The organism is Rothia uropygialis (assembly GCF_004137765.1).
GTDB lineage: Bacteria > Actinomycetota > Actinomycetes > Actinomycetales > Micrococcaceae > Rothia.
Map to the genome: position 1 here is coordinate 369,939 of NZ_NOIS01000003.1, position 22,545 is coordinate 392,483.

General features: G+C 60.5%; 18 protein-coding genes. 9 read left to right on the plus strand and 9 right to left on the minus strand.

Translation table 11 applies throughout. From position 1 onward, the window contains the following. Nucleotides 1–34: 34 nt before the first annotated feature. The 5 genes from EWV35_RS08415 to EWV35_RS08435 all read right to left on the minus strand — a co-directional run bounded on the left by EWV35_RS08415 (nucleotide 35) and on the right by EWV35_RS08435 (nucleotide 6,617). On the minus strand, nucleotides 35–1,711 hold the full coding sequence (locus tag EWV35_RS08415) for a dipeptide ABC transporter ATP-binding protein (protein WP_238654312.1): 1,677 nt from the start codon (nucleotides 1,709–1,711) through the stop codon (nucleotides 35–37). Further along, nucleotides 1,708–2,595 (minus strand): ABC transporter permease, encoded by an 888-nt coding sequence (locus tag EWV35_RS08420; protein WP_238654313.1) that lies wholly within the window; start codon nucleotides 2,593–2,595, stop codon nucleotides 1,708–1,710. The genes EWV35_RS08415 and EWV35_RS08420 overlap by 4 nt, the downstream gene beginning before the upstream one ends. Further along, the gene (locus EWV35_RS08425; protein ID WP_129660508.1) at nucleotides 2,595–3,674 is read right to left on the minus strand and encodes an ABC transporter permease; all 1,080 of its coding nucleotides are present in this window, start codon (nucleotides 3,672–3,674) and stop codon (nucleotides 2,595–2,597) included. Before EWV35_RS08425 ends, EWV35_RS08420 begins: the two co-directional genes overlap by 1 nt. Further along, entirely contained in the window at nucleotides 3,671–5,332 is a 1,662-nt protein-coding gene (locus tag EWV35_RS08430) for an ABC transporter substrate-binding protein (protein ID WP_129660511.1), read from the minus strand. Before EWV35_RS08430 ends, EWV35_RS08425 begins: the two co-directional genes overlap by 4 nt. Nucleotides 5,333–5,687: 355 nt before the next feature. Next, a complete protein-coding gene (locus tag EWV35_RS08435; RefSeq protein WP_129660515.1) occupies nucleotides 5,688–6,617 on the minus strand; it encodes a LysR family transcriptional regulator in 930 nt (309 codons plus the stop codon). Nucleotides 6,618–6,839: 222 nt separating this feature from the next. Here EWV35_RS08435 and EWV35_RS08440 point away from each other — a divergent pair, with 222 nt between their 5' ends. After that, complete coding sequence (locus EWV35_RS08440; RefSeq protein WP_238654354.1) at nucleotides 6,840–7,832, plus strand: EamA family transporter; 993 nt, start codon at nucleotides 6,840–6,842, stop codon at nucleotides 7,830–7,832. 34 nt (nucleotides 7,833–7,866) lie between these two features. Further along, the gene (locus EWV35_RS08445) at nucleotides 7,867–8,283 is read left to right on the plus strand and encodes a DCC1-like thiol-disulfide oxidoreductase family protein (protein WP_129660518.1); all 417 of its coding nucleotides are present in this window, start codon (nucleotides 7,867–7,869) and stop codon (nucleotides 8,281–8,283) included. A gap of 137 nt (nucleotides 8,284–8,420) precedes the next feature. Here EWV35_RS08445 and EWV35_RS08450 read toward each other — a convergent pair whose 3' ends face one another. Both EWV35_RS08450 and EWV35_RS08455 read right to left on the minus strand, forming a co-directional pair. Next, nucleotides 8,421–9,659 carry an amidohydrolase gene (locus EWV35_RS08450; protein ID WP_129660521.1) on the minus strand — a complete coding sequence of 413 codons (1,239 nt, stop codon included), beginning with the start codon at nucleotides 9,657–9,659 and terminating at the stop codon, nucleotides 8,421–8,423. Then, on the minus strand, nucleotides 9,656–11,062 hold the full coding sequence (locus tag EWV35_RS08455) for an MFS transporter (protein ID WP_165168460.1): 1,407 nt from the start codon (nucleotides 11,060–11,062) through the stop codon (nucleotides 9,656–9,658). Before EWV35_RS08455 ends, EWV35_RS08450 begins: the two co-directional genes overlap by 4 nt. A gap of 185 nt (nucleotides 11,063–11,247) precedes the next feature. Between EWV35_RS08455 and EWV35_RS08460 the strand changes: the two genes are divergently transcribed. From EWV35_RS08460 to EWV35_RS13275, 3 genes are all read left to right on the plus strand, one after another. Beyond that, entirely contained in the window at nucleotides 11,248–12,249 is a 1,002-nt protein-coding gene (locus EWV35_RS08460; RefSeq protein WP_165168488.1) for an Lrp/AsnC family transcriptional regulator, read from the plus strand. A gap of 345 nt (nucleotides 12,250–12,594) precedes the next feature. Then, nucleotides 12,595–13,449 carry an AraC family transcriptional regulator gene (locus EWV35_RS08465; protein WP_129660530.1) on the plus strand — a complete coding sequence of 285 codons (855 nt, stop codon included), beginning with the start codon at nucleotides 12,595–12,597 and terminating at the stop codon, nucleotides 13,447–13,449. A gap of 259 nt (nucleotides 13,450–13,708) precedes the next feature. Further along, a complete protein-coding gene (locus EWV35_RS13275; protein WP_193554095.1) occupies nucleotides 13,709–14,446 on the plus strand; it encodes a hypothetical protein in 738 nt (245 codons plus the stop codon). 592 nt (nucleotides 14,447–15,038) lie between these two features. Here the strand turns inward: EWV35_RS13275 and EWV35_RS08480 are convergent. Further along, nucleotides 15,039–16,136 (minus strand): LacI family DNA-binding transcriptional regulator, encoded by a 1,098-nt coding sequence (locus tag EWV35_RS08480; RefSeq protein WP_129660536.1) that lies wholly within the window; start codon nucleotides 16,134–16,136, stop codon nucleotides 15,039–15,041. A gap of 59 nt (nucleotides 16,137–16,195) precedes the next feature. Next, nucleotides 16,196–17,188 carry a Gfo/Idh/MocA family protein gene (locus tag EWV35_RS08485; RefSeq protein WP_129660539.1) on the minus strand — a complete coding sequence of 331 codons (993 nt, stop codon included), beginning with the start codon at nucleotides 17,186–17,188 and terminating at the stop codon, nucleotides 16,196–16,198. A 368-nt stretch (nucleotides 17,189–17,556) separates the two neighbouring features. Between EWV35_RS08485 and EWV35_RS08490 the strand changes: the two genes are divergently transcribed. The 4 genes from EWV35_RS08490 (at nucleotide 17,557) to EWV35_RS08505 (ending at nucleotide 22,297) form a co-directional block, all read left to right on the plus strand. Next, a complete protein-coding gene (locus EWV35_RS08490; protein ID WP_129660542.1) occupies nucleotides 17,557–18,768 on the plus strand; it encodes a Gfo/Idh/MocA family protein in 1,212 nt (403 codons plus the stop codon). Nucleotides 18,769–18,804: 36 nt separating this feature from the next. Further along, nucleotides 18,805–20,223 carry a glycoside-pentoside-hexuronide (GPH):cation symporter gene (locus EWV35_RS08495; RefSeq protein ID WP_129660545.1) on the plus strand — a complete coding sequence of 473 codons (1,419 nt, stop codon included), beginning with the start codon at nucleotides 18,805–18,807 and terminating at the stop codon, nucleotides 20,221–20,223. An 85-nt stretch (nucleotides 20,224–20,308) separates the two neighbouring features. Then, the gene (locus EWV35_RS08500; RefSeq protein WP_202976057.1) at nucleotides 20,309–21,190 is read left to right on the plus strand and encodes a sugar phosphate isomerase/epimerase family protein; all 882 of its coding nucleotides are present in this window, start codon (nucleotides 20,309–20,311) and stop codon (nucleotides 21,188–21,190) included. 69 nt (nucleotides 21,191–21,259) lie between these two features. After that, nucleotides 21,260–22,297 (plus strand): Gfo/Idh/MocA family protein, encoded by a 1,038-nt coding sequence (locus tag EWV35_RS08505; RefSeq protein ID WP_129660552.1) that lies wholly within the window; start codon nucleotides 21,260–21,262, stop codon nucleotides 22,295–22,297. Nucleotides 22,298–22,545: the final 248 nt, after the last annotated feature.

The following is a 22,545-nucleotide window of genomic DNA, read 5'->3' on the forward strand; positions in this document are numbered from 1 at the left end:
GTGGAATCCGTTCGCGTGCGGACCGAGTTCAGACTTAGGCGCTCAGCGCTGAGCCCAACGCATCGGCCGCGTAACGAGATCCAGGAACAGCCTTGATCAGGGTCCGCGTCGCCTCCTCGCGCGGGTTCTCGAAGACCTGCGCCGCGGGGCCCGATTCGATCACCCGGCCATGAGCCATAACCAGCACGTCGTCGGAGATCTGTCGGATCACCGCCAGGTCGTGGCTGATGAACACGTAGGAGAGCCCCAGACGATCCTGGAGGTCCGCAAGCAGGTCAAGAATCTGGGCTTGAACCGAAACGTCCAGTGCCGAGACGGGTTCGTCCAGAATCACCAGTTCGGGGTCGACCGCGAGTGCCCGAGCTATGGAAACGCGTTGGCGTTGCCCTCCGGACAGTTCTGCCGGCCGACGACCCGCCAACTCCCGAGGCAGGGCCACGAGATCGAGGAGCTCGGTGATGCGTCGTTCGCGCTGTGCACGTGTTCCGATACGGAATCCGCGCAGGGGCTCCCCGATCGAGGCGGCCACGGAATACCGCGGGTCGAGCGATGCGCTGGGGTCCTGGTGAACGAACCGGGCGCGCGTCGAGAGCTCCCGAGCCTGACGTTTTGTGCCGCCGAACGGCCGCCCGAATATCTCCAACCGCCCGGCGTCATACGACTCCAGGCCGAGCAGGATCCGGGCCGTCGTCGATTTTCCGGATCCCGATTCCCCGACGATCCCGAGTGTTCGCCCCGGTTCAAGGTCCAAATCGAGATCGGCCACCGCCTGGACCTTCCTCATTCCGGAACCGAAGGTCTTGCTCAGCCCCTGAGCTCGTACCACGCTCGAGCTTTCGCCGCGGGGTGCGGGCCCAGTACGCTTACGCGGCACATCGTGCAATGCCGGCGATGCCTTGAGCAAGCGCCGGGTGTAATCGTGCTGAGGTTCGGTGAATACGCTGGCTGCCGAGCCTTCCTCGACAACGCGGCCCTTTTCCATCACGAGTATTCGATCGGCCCGGTCCCGAGCGATTCCGAGATCGTGGGTGATGAGGAGGAGGCCTGCTCCGGCGTCGGCGACTCGCGCCTCCAGCAAGTCCAGGACGTTCTTCTGCGCGGACACGTCGAGGGCGGAGGTCGGCTCGTCGGCGATCACCAGTTGCGGACCACGCGCCAATGCGAGCGCGATCAGGACCCGCTGGCGCTGGCCACCGGACAGTTCGTGCGGATAGCGGGAGCCGTGGACGTCGATTTCGAGGCCGACATCCTCGAGTGCTTTCCCCGTCTCTTCCTTGGCCCGCTGACGCGAAAGGCCGGCTTCTCGCAAGGATTCCGAAAGCTGCGAAGTGATGGTGCGTACGGGGTTCAGTCCCGTCCCCGCGTCCTGAGGAACGTAGCCCAGGAGGTCTCCCCGGACACGCTTCCATTGCTTCTCCGATGCCGACCGCATATCCGAGCCGAGCAGAGATTGCTCAGCGATATCCACGTGGGAGGAGGAAGTCAGCAGTCCGGCCGCAACTGCGGCCGTGGTTGACTTCCCCGAACCGGATTCACCGACCACTGCCAGGGTTTCGCCGACAGGGACAGTCAGTGAAACCCCTTCGACCGCGGGGGCCGCGCCGTCGGAGTACCGGACGGTGAGGTCTCGCAAGCTGACAGCCACGGGGGAATCCGCCGATTCGGTGGCCTCGACGAGGTGTGGCACATTTTCCCGATGGGGCATGGTCATGATGGTCTCCTGGTCTGCAGGGCGTGAGAGATGCGGTTGACGGAAACGACGACGGCGGCGATCACGAGTCCCGGAATGACGGTCAGCCACCAGGCGCTCGCGAGGTAATCTCTTCCCTCGGAGATCAGCAACCCCCATTCCGGATTGGGCGGCTGGGTTCCGAATCCCAAGAAGCTCAAGGCGGAAATCGCGAGAATCGCGGCACCGAATTCGATTGCGGCCAATGCAAACACCGGGCCGATCGCGTGCGGAAGGATATGGCGGGCCAGGATCTCCGGCGTGCGGATGCCGGACATCGATGCCGCCTCGATGAACAGAGAATTCCTCCATCGAAGGACTTCGCCTCGCATGAGTCGCGCGAAAGACGGTATGGACGCCAGCGCCACGGCGACGGCAATGTTGACGGTCCCGGCCCCCAGCGCGGCCACGACCGCGAGGGAAAGCAAGAGCGAAGGCACCGACTGCAAGACATCCACGACGCGCATGAGCACGGTGTCGACGATGCTTCCTGCGGTTCCTGCCAACAACCCGAGAAGGGTTCCGACGAAGAAAGCTATGAGGACCGCGATGGCGGTCGTCCCCAAGGATGCCCCGGCTCCTTGGACGACCCTGGAAAATACGTCCCTCCCGAGGTGATCGGTACCGAACCAGTGCTGCGTTCCGGGCGGCGACAAGCGAATATCGGGGTCACCCAGTAACGGGTTCTCCGTGACGAAGACGCTGGGCAGAACCGCCCATGCGAGTGCGATGAGAACGACAAGTCCGGAAATGATGAGTCCGTACGGCACACGAATCATCGTGGCCGCCGGTGGGCGACGCTTTTGGGGGTTTTCAGGGCGTCGTACCGAACTCGTGGATCCGGAGGGAAGCTCGCTCGTGCTCACTATCTGGCCTCCTGAATCGGGTGAGAGGTGGTGTCGGCTCGCGGCAGACCTGTATCGGATGTGGTGGCCGCGGCGTCGGGGTGGGGACTCTTGTGCGGGTCCTGGCTTTGCGAGTCGTCACGGCCTCGTTTTGGTCGATTCCCCGTGGGACGTGTTCGAGGGTCGACCACCGGGTACAGCAGGTCGACCGCCAGATTCACCACCACGAACACGAGCGCGGAGAAGGCCACCACGCCCAGTACCACTGGCATGTCCTGGCCCGTGACCGACGTTTCCGCGAGACGACCGATGCCATTGCGCGTGAAGACGGTCTCGACGATCACCGCACCGCCCAGAACGTTGCCGAGAACGACGCCCGCGATCGACAAAAGGGATACCCCGGCCGGCGGCAGGGCATGTGAGAGAAGAAGACGGAGCCGGCCCAGGCCCGCGGCACGATAAGTCGTCACGAATTGTCTGCTCCACGCCTGAGTGAGCGATCGCAGCAATACTTGAGCGATCATCGACCCGAGTGGCAAGGACAAAGTCACCGCCGGAAGAATCACACCCGCGAAACCCTGCGCCCCGATTGCAGGGATGACGCCCAGGCGGAACGAGAATAGTTGGAGCAGGAGCAGTCCGACCCAGAATGTCGGGAGGGACACCCCCAGGCTGGGCAGCCCGGACAACAGATTCCGCAACCAGGAGCTCCGGACGCCCACGGCCGCGAGCGCCAGAACTATGCCGCCCGGGATCGCAATAGCCAAGGTCCACGCCGCGAGCTCGATCGTGACCGGAAGTGCCTGGCCAATCGCCGCGGCAACCGGTTGGCCCGTGGTGTAGGACGTTCCGAGGTCGCCTCGTACGGCATTGCCGAGGGCTGTCAGATATTGAACGACCAGTGGCTGGTCGAACCCGTATTGATGGCGGAGTTCGTCGATTTCCTGCGGGGACGCCGTCGAAAGGTCACCGCCCAGAACCGCAGCCACCGAGTCGCCCGGCAAGGCGTACAACAGGAGGAAGGCCAGGGTATAGGCCGCCCACAGCACCAGAATGCCGAATCCCAGGCGGCGGAGGATCATCGCAAGCAAGGGGTTCATCGGTCGCCTTCCTGAGATCCGGAGCCCGCGTTCCCGCCGGCGTCGTTCAGCCAGGTGTCGTACAGTTCGATGCGCGAGGAAGCATCGTATTTGAAGTCCTTGACCCGGGGCGCTGTCGCGATCACACCGGACAGCTCGACCAAGGGGACCGAGTGGGCATCACGTATCAGGGAGGCAACAGCCTCGTCGACGAGCTTCTTCCGTTCCTTCGGGTCCTGGACTCCGAGGCTCTGGTCGAGGGCCTGGTCCAGCTGAGCCGGGTCCCGCTTGTTCCGGTTGGCTCCGTTCGCGTCGAAAACGGTCCGCAGCACGTCCGGGTCAGAGCGCGTGAGGTTCATGAACTCGACGTCGGCCTCCCCGGATTGCGAGGCGGCTTCGGTGTTGGCCACCGTCGTCTGTTCAAGTTTCATTTCGATACCGGTTTCCCTCAGCTGTTGCTGAACGAGCTCCAGGAACGGTGCGGATTGCCAATATTTGACGGTGAAACTGAGGGTTTTCCCGTCCTTCTCCCGCAGTCCGGTTTTGGAGTTCATCGTCCAGCCGGCTTCGTCCAGCAGTTTGGCGGCACCGTCCGGGTCGTGTTTGAGCAGTCCGGAGAAATCCTGGTAGTCAGGCGTGGAGCCTGCGAGCACCGAAGTCGCCGGTTCCTGGTAGCGCGAAAGCAGCGCCCGCAGTTGATCGCGGTTGATCGATTTGGTTACGGCCTGGCGCACTCGTGCGTCCGAGAACAACGGCCGGGATTCGTTCATGATGAAGTTGTAGACCACGCCCGGATTCGGCCGGTCGACGATGGTGAAGTTCGAAGCCTGAAGCAGCTCTTCGTCTTGCGGCTGGACAACGGTGTCGACGTCGATCTGGCCGGAGGCCAGGCTCCCGTTTCGGACGGTCGATTCCGGGACGATCGACATGTCTATTGCGTCGAGGTAGGCCGGGCCCCTGTGATTCGCCTGCTTGGGAGCCCATCCGTAGTCCTCGAACCGGTCGAGGCGAATGCCCTGCCGCGGGGTGTAGCTCTTCAGCTGGAAGGGGCCGGTCCCCACGACCTCGCCCCCGCACCTTTGCTCAGGCGATTTGCCCAGTGTCGAATCCGAGTAGAAGCCCAGGGTCATCGTGGACGTCGCCTGAAGGAACTGCGCGTTGGGCTTATCGAATTGTACGGTGACCGTTCGCTCGTCTGGAGTCTTTACGTCCGAAAGACCGGTGAGATACGTGGAACCCAGACTTGCTTTGGCTCCCAAGTCCTGGATCGCTCGAAGATTGTGTTCCACGGACGTGGAGGTGAATTCCGTTCCGTCCTGGAATTTCACACCATCCCGGAGGTGGAACGTGAATTCGGTGGAGTCCGGGTTCACATCCCACGATTCGGCGAGCCATGGTTCGAGTTCTCCGGATTCGGGGTCCTGGTAGGTCAGGGAGTCCGTGACCTGTCTCGTCACGTTGAGTGCGACGTTCTGACCGGCTTGTTGCCCGTCCACGCATCCGGGGTCGGCGTCGAAAGCCAATTTCAGTGTCCCTCCGGACACCGGGTTCTTGGCCTGACCCCCGCCGGTGGTCTCGGATGATCCGCAACCGGCCAGTACGAATACCGCGCTGATTCCAACGGCAACGGCTCGCGCCAACCGGGCATTCTTCAGCGGGAAACGGTGAAATGGGGGCATGGAATTCTTCCTGGGTGTCTGTATCGGGAACATCGCTCGGGCGGCGGTGAACGCAATGACCCTTGGAATGTCCAGTGCTCTCCGACGCCGCTCAGCAGATACGACAGTCCAGGGCCTCGAAGCGCGAGGCCAGCGCCCAGCTCTGCGAATTTCTGAAAGCAGTCACGATTCAAATCCCTTGTCGTCTCAGGGGTCACCGGGTAGGCCGGTGCGTCTGAGCCCAGGCTATCGACCCACATCGCAAGAGGCAGAGGAAAAGAAAGAAACCTTCATCTGAGGTCAGAAAACGCAGTGTTGAACGTTGTTGAACATTGCCCGGACCGCAGGTTTCGCGCGCAGATATGTTCGCTTCTGACTATTCCTTCAGCCTGAGCTCTGGTTCGGGCGCGGTTTCGCCTCGAACGGCGGCCTGGAAGGCTTGTCTGCAGGCAAGGATTGCAGGGTGGCCCGCACGCCCGGTCCTGATGGACGTGTAGACCATCCGGTGTGCATCGCCGGGAAGTCCGATCAATCGCGTGCCTGCAAGGTATTGGCCGCTGAGAAGGGCCGGGATCAGCGCGACCGCGTGGCCGGTGCGGACGAGGTGTGCTTGGATCAACGGGTTCCGGGTGTCGAACCGGACCTTGGGCTCGAATCCGGCGCTGCGGCAGATTCCTCGGGCCCACTGTCCCGTCGGCTGGTCCGAGGGGTCCATGGCCCACGGAGCGTCTTCGAGGTCCCGCACGGTTCGCGGCGTCCTGGCCCACGGACCCGTTCCGGGGATGACCAGGTTCAACGGGTCCCTGATCATGTTGATCCTGTCTATGCCTTCTCGAACCGGCTCGGCGAGGCCTGGGTATTCCTCCCCAATGATCACGTCGAATTCGTGGGACATGAGGCCTTCGTACGCCTCCCCCACTTCCCTCTGGGTGATTTCGACCGTCAGCTGGGGGTGCCGTTCGTTAAGAATGTCCAGAGCCGCCGAAGCAACTGTCATCACCGCTGTTTGGAATGAACCGATGCGCAGCGTTCCGCGCACCTCGGAGTGGGTTCCGGCGAGTTCGGATTCGGCGAGTTCCATCTGCGCGAGGATTTCGTCGGCGTGCCTCACCAAGTTCTCCGCTTCGGCCGTCAGCCGGACCCCGCGCCCCACATGCTCCAGGAGCACGACGCCGGCTTCCCGCTCGAGCAGAGACAACTGTTGGGACACGGCCGAGGGTGTGTACGACATGGACTTCGCAACGCGCGCGAGGGTGCCCCTCCGTTGCAATTCGCGAAGCATGCGAAGTCGTTGGAGGTTCAGCACTGCCTTCTCTTCCTAGATTTACGGAGGCCGCAGGCCCTGCTGCCATTCGCGGTTCGGAGGACCGACAATGGGTTTACTTATTCTTATCGGTTCCGGTTAGATACATTCGCTAGACTACCCATTCCCTGAGGCCTCATGCTTGTAACGGCCCATTCCGCGAAAATGCAGCGGTATGGGCGTCGTTATGAGACTCGAGCCTGCAGGAGGTGACCCGTGAGCACCATGAACAATGGACCCGTAACCGGCGTGACGCCGGCCGTCGTGGCGACCGGTTCCATGCCCACTGTGAATCCAGGACCGGACACTGCGCGCGGCATGGCCCCGGGGATTTTGTTCGCCATTGGTTCGTGCACGTCCCTTCAGCTTGGGGCCGCGATTGCGACGCAGCTGTTCCCTCGGCTGGGCCCGTGGGGCGTGACATCACTGCGCATGCTTTTCGCCGCGGTCATTCTGTTGCTCATAACCCGACCACGAGTTGCAGGATGGACCGGCAAGCAGTGGCGGTCGGTCATATTTTTCGGGCTCGCCCTGGCCGGGATGAACGGTTTCTTCTATGCCGGGATCGCACGTATTCCTCTGGGAGCAGGAGTTGCGATCGAATTCCTCGGACCTTTGGCCCTGGCCGCGGCCCTCTCGCGCAAGGCCGTCGATTTCCTGTGGGTTCTTCTGGCGCTGACCGGCATGGCCGTGCTGGGTTTCGAGAGTGTGACGAGCGCGAACGCTGCCCTGGATCCGCTGGGTGTCCTGTTCGTTCTCATCGCGGGCGCTTTCTGGGCTGTCTACGTTTTGACGAGCGCCCAGGTGGGGCGAACTGTTCCGGGAACGGGCGGCCTCGCCGTCGCGATTGCCGTGGCCGCTGTTGTTCTGGCCCCAGTTGGTGGCCCCTCCGCCGTGCGGGCCTTCGGGGATCCTCCATTGCTGGCCCTGGCGGCATTGGTGGCGTTGTTGTCTTCGGTCATCCCGTACTCCCTCGAACTCAAGGCCCTTCGTCGTCTCCCAAACGCGACCTTCAGCATCCTCTTGAGCCTGGAACCAGCGTTCGCCGCCCTCTTCGGGTTTCTTCTGCTTCACCAGGTCGTGGGGCCTCTTCGACTTCTCGCGATTGTCCTGGTCATTCTCGCCTCGATGGGGACCACATTGTCTTCCACAAAAATTCGCATTCCCGGATCCAAACGCCGCCGTGCGAGAAAAGCCGAACGAGTCACCGCGAGCTGACACCACAATTGACGCAGAGGTCTAGCCTCGAGACATGAGGACTTTTGTCTACGACGATGATTGCGGCCCCTGTGTTCCGGCTGCCCGGTTCCTCGACGCCCGCACGCGGGACCGTCTCGACGTGGTGCCGTTTTCCCGGGTTCAATCAGAGCTGACGGATGCCGAGGCCGAGAGGTTCCTCGAGGAAGCGGTTTATCTCGAGGGCCCCGTCCCCTCGGATGACGCCGTCCTCCCGCAGGGCCGGAAATTCTGGGGCCACGAAGCCGTCGGCAAAGCTCTGCTCGCTTCCACTTATGGAATCGACCGTCTTGCGGGGCGCATGATCCTTGCTCCGGGGCTCTCGATTCCGGCTCGTTGGTTCTACACCTGGTTTTCCGCGAACCGGTGGCGTTTCGGTGGAAATTCGTGCGGCATCGACGGGCAGGACACGAGCGGACGGAACCGGCGGTAATCACGTATACCCGCGGAGGGGCTGGGGCGTTACTCCTCCATGGGGAGGGCTTCCTTGAGGTGTAGGGACCCGCTTCTGACAACGAAGGTCTTGGCGCCGGACTTCAATCCGTGAACCAACCATCGTCACGATCATGGTTATTGCTTCCGTCCACCGAATAGTCCGCATTCACCGGCTGAGGAGCGATTTCTTGATTGCCGTGCCCTCATGAGGCGAATACGCAAATCTTCGTCTGTTGCGGCAATGCTCATTGCCATGGCAAGCCCGTACGCCGCGTCGAGAACAGCTCGGTCCGCAGAAGCCGTTGCACCGTAGGCGGCGAACGCCTCGTTATGATTGACCGCACCGTGGACTTCGTACCCGATCTGGGGATGAATGCTCGGCAGAACTTGGGAAACATTGCCCATATCCGTTGATGCGATTGGTTTGTCGAGTATCGGGACGTCGCGGCCTCGATCCAGAAGCGCAGAAACATAGGCCTGGGATAGATCCGGATCTTGTCTGAGGTCTGCGAAGGTGTTGCCTTGCGGTTCGATGTTGATCTCACAATCGGTAGCAATAGCTCCGGCTCGGAGACACTTCTCGACGCGGTCTCTGATGATATCGAGATCCTGGCTGAGTGGGGAGCGCATTTCGACTGAGATCTGTGCGCACTCGGGGATGATATTGACGGCATCGCCGCCCTTTTCGACAATCAGAGAAACCACGGAATCAGGGGGAAGTTGTTGACGGGCTACAGCGATAGCTGTTTGCGCAATATGTGCAGCATCCAGGGCATTGACGCCGGACGACGGTGCGCTGGCAGCATGGGCGGCCACACCTCGGTAGGACACCGCCCAGGCGGACAGCGCCATCGACGAGCAACCGGCCGCATCTTGAGCGGATGCATGTGCCATTGCCGCGGCATGCGCATTCTCAAAGAAGCCCTGTTCAATGAGATCGATCTTGCCGCCGTGAGTCTCCTCGGCTGGCGTACCAAGAACCTGGACCGTGAGGTCCAACTCCTCTGCGAGTCGTGACAAGGCAATGGCCGCGCCCAGAGCTGAGGCCGCATTGACGTTGTGCCCGCAAGCATGACCGATATGAGGAAGTGCGTCGTATTCGATACACAGAGCGACTGTGAATTCACCGGAGCCGAACGTAGCGCTCAGCGCAGTCGGAGCGTCAGGTTGCCTTCCGTCCATATCGAATCCGGCATCACGCAAAATGACTCTGGTCCGTTCTGCCGCACGGTACTCCTCACCACTGAGTTCCGGGTCGGCATGCAACGCATGACTATAAGCAAGCAATGTATCGCGCCAGACCTCGATAGTTTGCGACACCGATTCGGCAAGAGTGCGTCGTTGAGAACGAACTGGTGTATTGGGGTCGCTCATGCCATGGCCTCCAAGACCGTCCGATGTTGTAGGGGATAGCGAGACCCTGTGACTGTCGCGATGAGAGCCGCCAGGCAGAGGGAGAGCCAGATAAGGGTCAACCCGGTCGATGAGATCGTGCCACTGCCGGTGACAGTGGCAGAGGAAATCATCTTGATGACAGCAGCTCCTACAGCGATACCTACGGAAAGCGCCAGCTCATTGAGCCCTGCAGCGGCCGCGGTCTGCTCGGCCGGAACACCCTCGACGGACAGCGACCGCGTTGCAGCCTGATACACGCCCAGCGCGATGTTGAAGAGGCAAAATCCGACGATGTAGACGATAAGGCTGTGCATCCCGACCATCATCACCACGAAGCTGAAAGCCAGAATCATTCCGGCCAAGGTCAATACACTACGTTCGGACCGTCGATTCATGAGCGGAGCCGACACAACGGAAGCGACAAAAGAAAGCAACGAAGTAGCGGCCAACAGAACAGCAATGAGCATAGGAGAAAAACTAAATCCGTACCCGGCAACAGAATATTCCGAGCTCAGGAAAATTCCGTTCGTACCGAAGTAGCTAATGGAGGCAAACCCGAAGAAAAAAGTTGCCACCGATATGCTGCGCAGAGAGCGTCTGCGAATTAGCCGCAAGTCAATGAAACGTTGTTTTCTTTCGCTGGGGCGCGAATCGAGGTACCCCCAGTAAGTCAACAATCCTATTCCGACTACAAGAAGACAAAGAGTCCTCCAATCCGTCCACCCGAAGTCAGGCCCCAGGGATAGGCCAGCAATAGTCATCACAAGGCCCAATAGACAGCTGCTCATTGGAATTGCGGCGATCGACTCGCGCGTTGCCGTTCCTGCGTCCGGGACGAAGAACGAACAGACGAGGGTAGCCAACGCGAATGGAACACCTACCCAGAAACCATGCACAGGGTTGACCATCCCAAGGATTCCCGCGATAAGACCACCGACACCGATCATGATCATGAGTGTCCCGACCAGATAGCTCACCCCAGTGCGAACCAAATCGGGGTATGTATTCCGGAGGATGCCCATCATGAGCGGAATAAAACCGACCACTCCGGCAATGAGAATGATGCCGATGATGACGGTAAGCAGCGAGGGGATCAAAGCCATGAGCAAAACTCCGACTGCAACCATGAGCGAGCTGGCTCGCAGCACGGGACGGTAGCCGTAGCTGTCACCAAACCGTGAGATGAGTGGCGTGAGTACGGCGAAGGAGACATTGGAAAGGAGGAACAGGCCGTTCACCTCAGGGGCGTTAACGTCGAATACCGACCCGAGTGCGGGAAGAATGGGGTTCAGATAACCCTGAACAACCCCGCTCGTCGATTCGACGATGACCATGAGTGCAAGCACTCCGACAACTCCGCGCCGGGCAGAGGATGTTGCCATCTGTGAGGACTGTTGCGGCTGCACACAACAGCTGCGTGGTCCGGCTTCGCGAGGCATTGAGTCCATGTCTGACTACTTTCGAGGGTCATTTTTGATCGCTCATTGCAGGCTATATCCCAGATCACAGTAGGGTTGAAAATGGCGGAAATCTTCCAAAAATGCATGCCCGATTAAGGAAAACGCCCATGATGGATGAAACCGATCTGGCGATCGTCAGCGCCCTCGAGGTCCAACCACGGGCGGATTTTTCCACCTTGGCAGAGGTGCTCGGCTACTCGCCGGCCACGATTGCGCGACGTTGGGAAGGGCTGACTCAGACAGGAGAAGCGTGGGTTACGGTCTCTCCCGGATATAGGCACCACGAAGAAGGGTGGTCTGCATTTATCAGTATCGAGGCAGATGCGGGAGACCAGGAAGAGCTGGCTGAGCGCCTATGTGCCGAGCCGAGCTTCGCATCCGTGCTTCTGCTGTCCGGGGAAGGCCAGTTTCTTCTTGACTGCTTTGCGGCCTCGGCCCATGACCTCATGCATTTGCTCACTCGCGATCTCCCTTCGATGCCGGGAGTGGTTCGCCGCAAGATCGATCCCATCACCAAAATATATCGTTTTGGTAGCCAATGGCGTTCGGGCGTACTCGATGAGCCCGAGCAACAAGCTCTGATGCGAACGCATGCGCGGGCTCCAACGGGTCGGCAGCCGGACGGTATCGATATAAAGATTCTCGAAGAACTCTCTGCAGACGGCCGGATCGCTTGGCAAACGATCGCGGATGGCGTGGGCATATCCGCCCAGACAGCGAAGCGACGCGTTACACGGATGATGAATACGGGTTCGATGGAGTTCCGCTGCGATACCTCCACACGGGAGAACCTGGGGTTACAAGAAGTCATCGTCAACTGGTCGATCCCGAGCGATGCGGTCGATGCGGTAGGCGCGCACTTAGCTGCCGACCCCATGTGTCGCGTTTCGGCGCAAGTATTTGGGGCCGCGAATCTTACTGCGACACTTTGGATTCATAGCTACGAACAAGTGCAGGATCATGAGGCAAAAGTGGTGGCCATAGCTCCTAGGGCAACTGTTGCCGATCGGCACGTCGTGTTGCGTTCCTACAAGCGGATGGGGCAAATTCTCAATGAAGATGGAAGCCGCAATAGCACGGTCCCTATCACGTGGTGGTCAACAAGCTAGCTGGCAAGCATACGGTCGTTTCTTTCGGCCAGACGCGTCCGGACAAGGCGTGCCAGACAACCGATTCCGAACCACGAGGGAGCTCAGCGGATTCGAATCTCGCAAGTTGGTATTTTTGGTTTTCGGTGAATCGGGGCGTTTCGGTGGGAGCTTGCATCGCATCGATGAGCACGTCACGGGCTCATCGAGCCCGAATTTAACCTCTCAACTGTCCTTGGGCCATGGAAGCGGCCCTTCCGGAATACCGCTGGTTGGCTACCTTTAGGGGAGACCTTTTCGGGCACAGATTGTCGGGCCTACGGCGACTTGGAATCCGTACTGTCAGTAACAGGAATGGAGGCAGCCATGCAGGAATGGGACCAGGCCATCGAGCTCATCGAGGCAGATCTGACAGCGCCGATCGACGTTGCACACCTAGCTCAAGTTGCTCTGACATCTGAGTATCACTTCCGGCGGATGTTCGCGTCCTTGGCTGGCATACCGGTCTCTGAGTACATCAGACGTCGGCGGCTGACCGCAGCCACTGGAGAGATCCTCGCCGGGCAAACCGTCCTCGACGTAGCAATACGGTACGGATATGGGTCCGCTGAAGCGTTCAATCGCGCGTTCAAGGCCGTTCACGGTCTCACGCCCACTCAGGCTCGGGCGCCAGGAGCAGTGCTCCATTCCCAACCCCAATTGAGATTCCATCTCCGCGTTGAAGGGAGCAACGACATGCAACATCGCATTGTGAACAAGGAAGCCTTCGGACTGGTCGGCTTCAGGACCCGTGTCCCGCTGATATACGAAGGTCCGAACCAAGCCATCGAGCAGTTCGAACAGAACCTGGACAAGGCGGCAACCGATCGGTTGCTTGCTATCTCCGATGTCGATCCGACAGGACCGTTGGCGGTGACCGACAACATCTCGGAGCGCCGTATTGAAGGGAGTGAAGTGGACTATTGGCATGTTGTAGCCACTTCGCAACCGGCACCGGAAGGGTTCGACCGTCTGGACGTCCCCGCTGGGCTGTGGGTTGTCTTCGAGACTCAAGGGAAATCTCCCGAGGTTCTCCAGTACCTGTGGTCGGACGCGGCCACGGAATGGTTCCCGGCCAACCCATACCGGTGGGCACGAGGGCCTGAGATGCTCAGTGTCCAGACCAGTGGAGACGGGACGCAGGTCAGCGGACAGCTTTGGCTGCCTATCGAACAGGAGTGAAGAGATATTCGCGTAGCCCACAAACGGGCTACGCGAATTCCTCTACAGGGCGTCGCTCCGGGTGGCCCAATAGCCTGCTCAAATCCGTCCACAGGCTCTACGCGAGGACCGGAGCAGCCTCGTGCCCCACCGTCGCACAGGTCGCTGCCCCAGAAACCTTGCCTGAAGTCTTGAACACAAAATTACCGGATATGTACTTGGCAGTAGGCTATTATCTTTCCGTCGCTATTTTTAGCCTTACGAACCATTCAGGGGAACCATGCCTGTAAACAACATCTCCCGTAGAACTGTCGTCCGAGGTGCAGCTTGGTCTGCACCGGTCATTGCCGCAGCGAGCACCGTGCCGACTTATGCCGCATCCATATGCCAGGATGTCGCTTACCAGCCAGTGCTCAGCACCAGTACCATCACACGTGCCAGCTCGACCTCCGCTACGGGAAAATTCAATCCCACGACCACGCCCTCTTCGCCTACCGGGCCGGTAAAGCCAACGGTCGATGTCTCGTTCACAGCGTCGGCGACCGGTGGCAAAACCATCAGTGCGGTGCAGAACCTCGCGGTGGCCGGGCAGCAGAACCAACTGGGATACAACGGTGCAGGGGACCTCGCAACCGACGGTCTAGAACTCATCCAGAAGGGGCCGATTGGCTATGCAGCTCGGCAGATTCTGACCATCACGTTCGACCGTCCCGTCAGCAACTTGAAGTTCACTATCTCGGACCTCGACCAGGCGGGTTATTTGGACCAGGTGGCCCTCTCCGGTTCTCCCATCATCACCAATACTTCCGGCGTCAGTGGCTCCGGAACCCCGACGTCGCCTCTGGGTCCGAACCGCAACCGCGGTGACCTCAGGTCCGACAACATGACCTCCCGAAGCTTGATTCAATACACCCAGCCCACTACGTCGGTGACCGTCGAGTTCTGGAGCAAGACGGGCACGGGAAGCCAACAAATATTCCTCAGCCAGATGAGCTTCACCGCCAGCACCTGTCCGTAGTCGGGAGCCAATGGGCACTTGGGCACGAGCGTCTCCGGCAAGAAGCCTTGATGGCTTCGTGAGGCACCACGATGCATGAACTTGTCCTCCCAGCCTTCAAGGGCGTGGGAGGACAAGGATTCACCCAGGTCGACCAGTTGTTGAACAATACCGTCACGAGCAGCTTCCGGGCGCCCCAGTAAAGAATCCGTGAAGGCTTCGGCGAACCTCGGATGAGATCGTCCAGAACCGCATACCGCCGGGGCATCTTAGCCTGGATACGGCAAGGACGAACCACCTAATCACCTCACCGAGGCTCTGCGCAAGGACTTCAAATCCGCCCCGCACCCGGCCACTTATGCGAGGGTCAACACCCCCCCGGTAACCCGGGGCGAGGGATCTCGAACCGCGAGGGGCCACCCTCGTATCGCTGGATCAAGCTCTTGAATTGGGTTTGTTCCTCTCGGAGTTGGCAACTACCAAGGGCGTCTCAGCTTCGCGAGCGTACTACGTCCGGAAGAAAGCGTTGGGCAAGCGGCACAACCAGGACCTCATTGCATTGGCTCACCGTTGTAAAGGTGCCGTGCGCAAGCATCCGGAACGGAACCTTCGATCAGCAGCCCACACCCAAGCGCTCACCCGGCACTCCCGTGGAGGCGCGGACGATTAAGGTAGGGGGCAGATCGAGGCTAAGAGACTCTCCGGCACCCTGCGGATGACTTGTCGTAGACTCAGCGCCGAACATCGACGCCCTCAACATGTCGAGGGCTTCCTGCGCGATCTGCTCAAGCGGCGGTGCCAACGTAGTCAGCTCGGGAGAGACGAGCCCAGCGGCAGGAATATCGTCGACCCCGATGATCGAGAGGTCTTCGGGCACGCGGGCGCCGCGCGCCGTAGCTCGGTGGAGCACTCCGAGGGCGATGAGGTCGTTGTAGCAGATCACCGCTGTAGCACCACTGGCTAGTACCTGGTCGGCGATGCCGATACCACCGACAACCGTCGACGGTGCCACATGACCGATTTCGATCAGCTCGAGTCCTTCAGCGGCCTCCCGAACACCTTGCGCACGAGATCGAGCCGAGAATGAGTCTGGCGGGCCGGAAACGAGAGCAATGACCCGATGGCCCAGAGCACGGAGATGAGTCACTGCGCGGGTCATCCCTACGCGGTCATCCACCACCACGCTGCGGACGTCTTCGACGTGCCGGTTGACCACTACTAGTGGCGCTCGGGCAGCGATCTCCTGCAGTACCGCCGGGTGCTCCCGAGGAGAAAACACGACGGTCCCATCGACCCTTGAACTCACTGACGTGAGCAGCTCCTTCTCGAGGTACGAGTCCTCCTCGGAGTCAGCAATGACGGTCGCGAGACCTTGCGCCCTCGCTCGACGCTGGATCGCCCTCAAAAGCGTCGCAAACAGCGGATTCTCGAGATCGGGGACGATCACCCCGATCGCCTCCGTGCGGCCAGCGGGGAGTCCTCGCGCCACAGGGTTTGGTACGTACCCCATCTCCCGGGCGATCTGTTGGATTTGTTCCCGCCGCGCCGGTGAGACAAGGTCAGGCCGCGTGAGGGCACGTGAGACGGTCGAGGGAGCTACGCCGACAACCGTAGCGATGTCTCGAGCGGTAGTACGGGCTGAGACGGAACGTGACGCACCGGTGCTCCCCGAGCCTGAACCCGACGTCGAAGTACTTGGCCGAGACATCATCACTTCCTTCCTGGTCCTTGCCAGTTTCTCACAAGTGATGACGGGCCAACCCCCGAGAGTCAGGCATCCGAGAAACTCTGGGAATACACCTCTTTCAGTATGCGTAGGGACTTCGCCGCTTCCCGCGGAGAAATCCAGAACGGCTGGGAGTCGCCTCGACGCTCGTAGAAATCGCGAATCAGCTCCAAGTGTGAGACACCCCAGTAGGACCGGCCGATCATGGGTCCGCGGCGCTCGGGGATGACATCAGTGCGGCCATCGTTCCAGGAGATGGTCAGGTCCCCGCAGAGACTCAAAGTCGCATTCTTGGTGACGATCTCGAGAGTCACTGGGGAGTTGGTGACGTTGGTATTGGTTGCATAGAGCACCGACCGGGGACCGCCGACATGGTGAAGGATCATATGGGCGGTGTCTTCGACCTCGACGACATCATCCAATACATGGGTAGCAGCATGCCCGCGCACCTCGGTGACGTCCCCGAGCAGCCACTGCAACAGGTCAATGGTGTGAATCGCCTGGTTGATCAGCAAACCGCCGCCACTGCGTGCCCAGGTTCCTCGCCACGGTTTCGCCTCGTAGTACTCGGGACTACGAGACCACATCACGGTTGCCGACCCTCCCACGATCTCACCCAGGTCCCCGGAATCCAGTAGCCGTCGCATCTCCTGAATAGTCACGTTGTACCGGTTTTGGAAGCACACCCCGACCTGCCTCGGAAAGGACTCCCCAGCCTCAATCAGTCGATCCGCCTGCTCCACGGTATGTGCGACGGGCTTCTCACTCAGGACATCCGCACCGGCGGCAAGGCAGTCCAGCGCCACGGGAACGTGCTGATCGTGCGGAGTGCAGATGTGGACAACATCCGGTTCCGCCTCCCGCAGGAGAAGCCGGTGGTCGGCAAAGCCAGGGACTCCGTACACCTTGCTCGCGGCCTCCCGAGCAGCCTCATCCACATCGCAGACTGCGATCAGCTCAATGCCTTCGATGGCCTTAATGGCTTGTTCGTGGATGGAAGAGATATCTCCGCACCCAATGACTGCTGCCGTTGTCACTGTTGTACCTCCATGGTTTCTCGTCTTTGCCGGTTTCTGCTCCGACCGGGAGCTGCACCAAGCCTCTGTGCGCGAGGGATCAAGCCTTGCGAATAACAAGGTGGACGGAACGTCACATCCCGTGGGCACTCAGGGGCTTACGGGAAGACCGGCGTCGAGCGTATCTGTGCACGACTTATGCAATCTTTGCACACGTGTACATGCTTTTTCTCCCAGTCACTCTGGGGAATTCAACCGCCTCAAATGCAATCTATTGCACTATTGCACAACGTGTGCAGTGCGTGTAGCGTGCAACACGTACCCGCCCCGGGGTCGGTGGTCAGAGTCCGTCCCTCCCGCGGACCAGCAACGACGAGGAAGGTTGCCGCATGACCGTGCATACACCCAGCAAGTACTCCAAGGACCAGAACAAGCAGATTCGTATCGGCATCATCGGAGTAGGGACTCAGGGCTCCTTCTATGCATCATTCGTCTCTGGTGGGCGGGTTCCGCACATGGTGCTCGGTGCTTTGTGCGACATCGACGAGCATGCCCTCAGCGCCGCCGCCCAAGCACATCCAGGAGTCCCAGTGTTCAGCTCCGTAGAGGACGCCCTGGATTCCGGGGCGGTGGACGCGATCGTGACCTGCGTGCCTCACTACGACCACTCGACCGTGGCGATCACCGCACTCTCACGGGGCATCCCTACGCTGGTGGAGAAGCCTGCGGCCGTGCACACTGACCAGGTGCATCAGATGATCGAAGCCTCGAACGAGCATCCCGAAGTCCCCTTCGCGATCATGTTCAACCAGCGCACGAACCCGATGTATCGCAGGATCAAGGAAATCGTTTCGGCTGGCGAGATCGGCCAAGTTCTTCGGTCCAGCTGGGTGATCACGACCTGGTGGCGCCCGCAGGCCTATTACGACCAGTCCCCATGGCGGGCGACCTGGGGCGGTGAGGGCGGCGGTGTCCTGGTCAACCAGGCACCGCACCAGCTGGACCTCTGGCAATGGATCTGTGGAGTCCCACTGAAGGTCTTCGCGAAGGCCGGATTCGGGTTCGCACGAGACATTACGGTCGAGGACGAGGTCACCGCACTCGTGGACTACGGCGACGGCCGCACCGGCACCTTCGTCACCGCAACACATGACATGCAGGGAACAGACCGATTCGAGATCCTGGGTTCGCGGGGAAAAATCGTCGTTGACGGCTCGACCCACGCGAGCGTGCTTCGTTACCCACGGCCCGAGCGCGAGATCAGCGACGAGCTGACACGAGAAGATGTTTCTGCCCTTCTCAGCGGCCGGGGCGCCGGACTCGAAGGGCCCGTCGACATCGAAGTCCTCGACGAGACCACACCATGGGGCGTGCAGCACTGCGAGGTCCTCGAGAACTTCGCGCAAACCATTCTCGGACAAGCCGAGCTCATCGCCCCAGCGGCCGAGGGGGTCAACGCAGTCCGCCTTGCCAACGCCATCCATCTCTCGGCGTGGACTGGACGCGAGGTCGACTACATGTTCGACGAAGAGACCTATTTCAACGAACTCAACAGGCACATTGTCGCCGAGGGTCTCTATCCCCAGCGCGAGAACCACTGACCACTCCCCACGACCGCGCTGAAGGAGGTCTCGACGATGAGATCAGACACCAGAGACTCCGCCGTCCAGCCCGTGATAACCCCTCGCCTTACGCTGAAGCAGTACCTGTCCTACGGGGGCGGCGATGCCGCAAACAACCTTGCGTTCTCACTAGCCGTGAGTTTCCTGCCGCTGTACTTAACCGACGTGGCCCTCTTGAGCCCAGGAGCGGTAGGCCTCATATTCTTGATCATGCGCTTTGTCGATGGTTTCACCGACATCGTCATGGGATCGCTGATTGATCGGACGAACACTCGTTTCGGGAAGTTCCGTCCGTGGATCCTGGGTGGGAGTGTTCCACTCGTCGTACTTGTGGTGCTGAACTTCTCGATGCCCGGCGGGCTGCACGGAACACCATGGGCGATCGCGTGGGCGGCCGTCGCTTACTTCTTGATGGGTAGCGTTGCATACACGTCGGTGAACATTCCCTACGGCTCGCTCGCTGCAGCTATGACGGACGTCGCACGGGAACGGGCGCGTCTGGCAATGTTTCGGAGCATCGGAACCGCTGTCATGCAGGTCCTCCTCGCACTTCTGATCAGTCCCTCCCTGCAGGTCTACCAAGGCAACCCGGATGGGCTCCAGCGCGCCCTGTTCAGTACGCTCTTCCCACTCGCAGCCGTCGCGCTTGCTTTGTACCTTTTCTTGTTCTTTACCGCCCGGGAGAACGTCCCGCGTGTCAGTGGGAGAATCAGGTTTCGCTCGAGCATCCAGACGATCGGCTCCAACCGAGCGCTGCAGATGCTGAGCATCTCCTCTTTGCTGTTTCTCATCGGTTACTTCGGCGCCCAGGGCGTGCTGGCCTACTATGCCCGCGACGTGCTCGGCGATGCGAGCACCCTCATTGTGATCATGACGCTCTTCACGGGCATGGTCCTCGTCGTCGGATGGCTCCTGCCATCCCTGTCACGCATTATCGGTCGACCGCGCCTGTTCCAGCTCACCGCCCTCTTCAGCATGATCGGCGCGTTGCTGCTCGCACTCATACCCAACGGTGGGGTCTGGGTCGCGTATGTGGGTGCAGGATTGTTCGGCATCGGCAACGGTAGCGTCAACACGTTGATGTGGAACATGGAGGCAGACACCGTCGAATATGGCGAATGGAAGACCGGCCTACGATCTGAGGGCACCACCTACGCCGTGTTCTCATTCGTTCGCAAACTTTCTCAGGCGATCGCCGGAGCTCTGGGAGTGTGGATCATCGGTCTGTTCGGCTACACCGCCGGCAACTTCGCACAGAGTGACAGCACCCAATGGGGGATCCGCATCGCGGTGGGCTTTGTGCCCGCGCTCTTCATACTCGCGTCGATCCTGCTGATGTCGCGCTACCCCATGAGCGATGCCGATCACAAACGGATCTCCACCGAACTTCGTGCCCGCAAATCCGGGCGGCCCGAGACGGACCAACCAGCATGATTTCCTTCCGGTGCCCCTTGCACCGGGAGGGCTCCCAAGAACACGACCAGAAAAAATCACTCCCGAGATGAGAAGGAAACCACTGATGAGCACCCGCGTTGCCGCGAATCCGATACCCTACTGGTTGCAGGGCACCAAGACCGTCCGTACCCGTGAAGGCCTAGAAGCCGCCTTCACCGACCTTCAGAAGATCGGCTTCAGCTCCGTAAAGGCCGACATTCCCGAAGACATGGCCCCGGCCGACTACATCCGATGGTTGGGCGAATATCGACTCGAGCCAGCCGTCGGACTGTACAACTCGACCTTCGACCGCAGCATCCCTCTTGAGGAGGACGTTGAAGCGGCCAAACGTTTCGCCAGCGATCAGGCCGAGCTCGGCCTGACAGTGACTATGCTGTGCCCCATCTTCGTCCCCGAGCGACTCCAGACGCCCGGCGTCGGAGTGGCCTTCGACGAGGGACGGTTCCAGAACGTCCTCGAAGACATGGCCGCAGTCGCACAGGCCATTAAGAGCGAGGGAGTCCATCCTGTACTGCACGGGCACACCGGCGGCTGGGTCGAGACAGAGAGCGAGTTGCGCCGCGCCCTCGACGAGCTGGGATCCGAGGTGGTCGGCTTCGGCCCTGATACCGGCCATCTCACCTGGTGCGGCATGGATCCCGCACGCATGATCGCTGACTACTCCGACCGGGTTGGCGCAATCCATGTCAAAGACGTCTATCCCGACCACCTGGGTCTAGCCGCCGAAGACAAGCTGACCTATGCCGAGACGGCCGCTACCAAACGTTTGTGGGCCGAGCCTGGCAAGGGCGTCGTCGACTTCGACGGGGTACTTGCCGCCATGCCTCACGGCTTCGACGGCGACTTCATGATCGAGGTCGATGTGCCCAGCGCCGCGACGAAGTTCGACTCCCTTCAGGAGTCCTACGACTGGGCGAAGAAGGCGCTCGAGTTCGCGCGGCTCTAAATCCCCCTGCCGGAGGAGCACACCGCATTGAGTCCCTCCGGCGCCCTCCCCCTATGAAAGGCAGGACTCATGCCCTCAAAGATCAAATTCGCCACAATCGGCATCGACCACCCGCATGCCAACCATCAAAATATCCAGCTCCTCGCCAGCGGCGAGTTCGAGCTAGTAAAGTTCTGGGGCACGGACGAAGGGAAAATCGCCGAGTTCCACAAGGAGTTCCCCCAAGCAGAACTGGCCGGGAGCATGCAAGAGATCCTCGACGACGACTCGATCCAGCTCATCAACTGCGCCGCCATTCCCAACGATCGCGCCGCCATCTCCGTCGCCTCAATGGAACACGGCAAGGACGTGCTCGTGGACAAACTCGGCGTGACGACGTTGGAGCAGCTGAAACAGGTACGGACGGTTCAACAATCCACCGGCCGGCACTACTACGTCTGGTACGGAGAACGACTAGACGAGCCGGCAACAGCCAAAGCTTCCGAACTCGTTGCCGCGGGACGTATCGGGAAGGTCATCCAGACGATCGGCATCGGTCCGCACCAGATCGGGTTGCACCCGCGGCCCGATTGGTTTTATTCCAAAAAACAAACCGGCGGTATTTTGGTGGATATTCTCTCCCACCAGATGGATCAGTTCCTGCATTTCACCGGTTCTACCGAGGCCGAAGTGGTTGCCTCCCAGGTGGGCAACTACCGTAACCCCCAGCATCCCGAGCTCGAAGACTTCGGCGACGTCATGCTGCGCGGCAATGGCGGTACCGGATACGCACGCGTTGATTGGTTGACCCCGAACGGCCTGGATACATGGGGCGACGGCCGTCTGATCGTCCTCGGAACGGAAGGGTATATGGAAGTCCGCAAGTTTATCGACATCGCCGGCCGGCCCGGCGGATCCCACCTGTTCGTCGTAGACCAGAAGACTACCGAACACGTGGATGTCAGCGGTTACACCAGTCCTTTCGCCCGCGACCTTGCAGGCGACGTACGCGAGCGAACAAATCTGGCCCTGGGGCAGGAACACTGTTTCTTGGCCTCGAAGCTTCAGCTCATTGCAGAAAAACAGGCCGCGCGCCTGGGTCACCTCACTCGTCATCCGCAAGACTGAAGCTGGGAAGGTACCAGGTAGGCCCCCCGGCGAAGCCAGTTTTCAGGATTCCGCCGTTTGCATGAGGAGATCGACCGTTCCATCGTCGAGATGAAAAATACTCGGTGTTATCGGCGCGACTTACGGTGGTACTCGGGGTGAATATTTCCGAGCTGAGCCTCAGCGGGCAGAGCCTCGTGGGCCGAAAAAGTATCCCGACAAGATTTCTCGGCTGCCATTGGCTGTGCGGGCCAACGCCCTCTCCGCCT

What these genes read in the sequence shown, in the direction of transcription:
- EWV35_RS08425 (WP_129660508.1), bottom strand. Translation starts at nt 3,674, where the DNA reads ATGAACCCCTTGCTTGCGATGATCCTCCGCCGCCTGGGATTCGGCATT.
- EWV35_RS08490 (WP_129660542.1), top strand. Translation starts at nt 17,557, where the DNA reads ATGACCGTGCATACACCCAGCAAGTACTCCAAGGACCAGAACAAGCAG.
- EWV35_RS08505 (WP_129660552.1), top strand. Translation starts at nt 21,260, where the DNA reads ATGCCCTCAAAGATCAAATTCGCCACAATCGGCATCGACCACCCGCAT.
- EWV35_RS08450 (WP_129660521.1), bottom strand. Translation starts at nt 9,659, where the DNA reads ATGAGCGACCCCAATACACCAGTTCGTTCTCAACGACGCACTCTTGCC.
- EWV35_RS13275 (WP_193554095.1), top strand. Translation starts at nt 13,709, where the DNA reads ATGCCTGTAAACAACATCTCCCGTAGAACTGTCGTCCGAGGTGCAGCT.
- EWV35_RS08415 (WP_238654312.1), bottom strand. Translation starts at nt 1,711, where the DNA reads ATGACCATGCCCCATCGGGAAAATGTGCCACACCTCGTCGAGGCCACC.
- EWV35_RS08430 (WP_129660511.1), bottom strand. Translation starts at nt 5,332, where the DNA reads ATGCCCCCATTTCACCGTTTCCCGCTGAAGAATGCCCGGTTGGCGCGA.
- EWV35_RS08440 (WP_238654354.1), top strand. Translation starts at nt 6,840, where the DNA reads ATGAACAATGGACCCGTAACCGGCGTGACGCCGGCCGTCGTGGCGACC.
- EWV35_RS08465 (WP_129660530.1), top strand. Translation starts at nt 12,595, where the DNA reads ATGCAGGAATGGGACCAGGCCATCGAGCTCATCGAGGCAGATCTGACA.
- EWV35_RS08460 (WP_165168488.1), top strand. Translation starts at nt 11,248, where the DNA reads ATGATGGATGAAACCGATCTGGCGATCGTCAGCGCCCTCGAGGTCCAA.
- EWV35_RS08455 (WP_165168460.1), bottom strand. Translation starts at nt 11,062, where the DNA reads ATGGCAACATCCTCTGCCCGGCGCGGAGTTGTCGGAGTGCTTGCACTC.
- EWV35_RS08445 (WP_129660518.1), top strand. Translation starts at nt 7,867, where the DNA reads ATGAGGACTTTTGTCTACGACGATGATTGCGGCCCCTGTGTTCCGGCT.
- EWV35_RS08500 (WP_202976057.1), top strand. Translation starts at nt 20,309, where the DNA reads ATGAGCACCCGCGTTGCCGCGAATCCGATACCCTACTGGTTGCAGGGC.
- EWV35_RS08480 (WP_129660536.1), bottom strand. Translation starts at nt 16,136, where the DNA reads ATGATGTCTCGGCCAAGTACTTCGACGTCGGGTTCAGGCTCGGGGAGC.
- EWV35_RS08495 (WP_129660545.1), top strand. Translation starts at nt 18,805, where the DNA reads ATGAGATCAGACACCAGAGACTCCGCCGTCCAGCCCGTGATAACCCCT.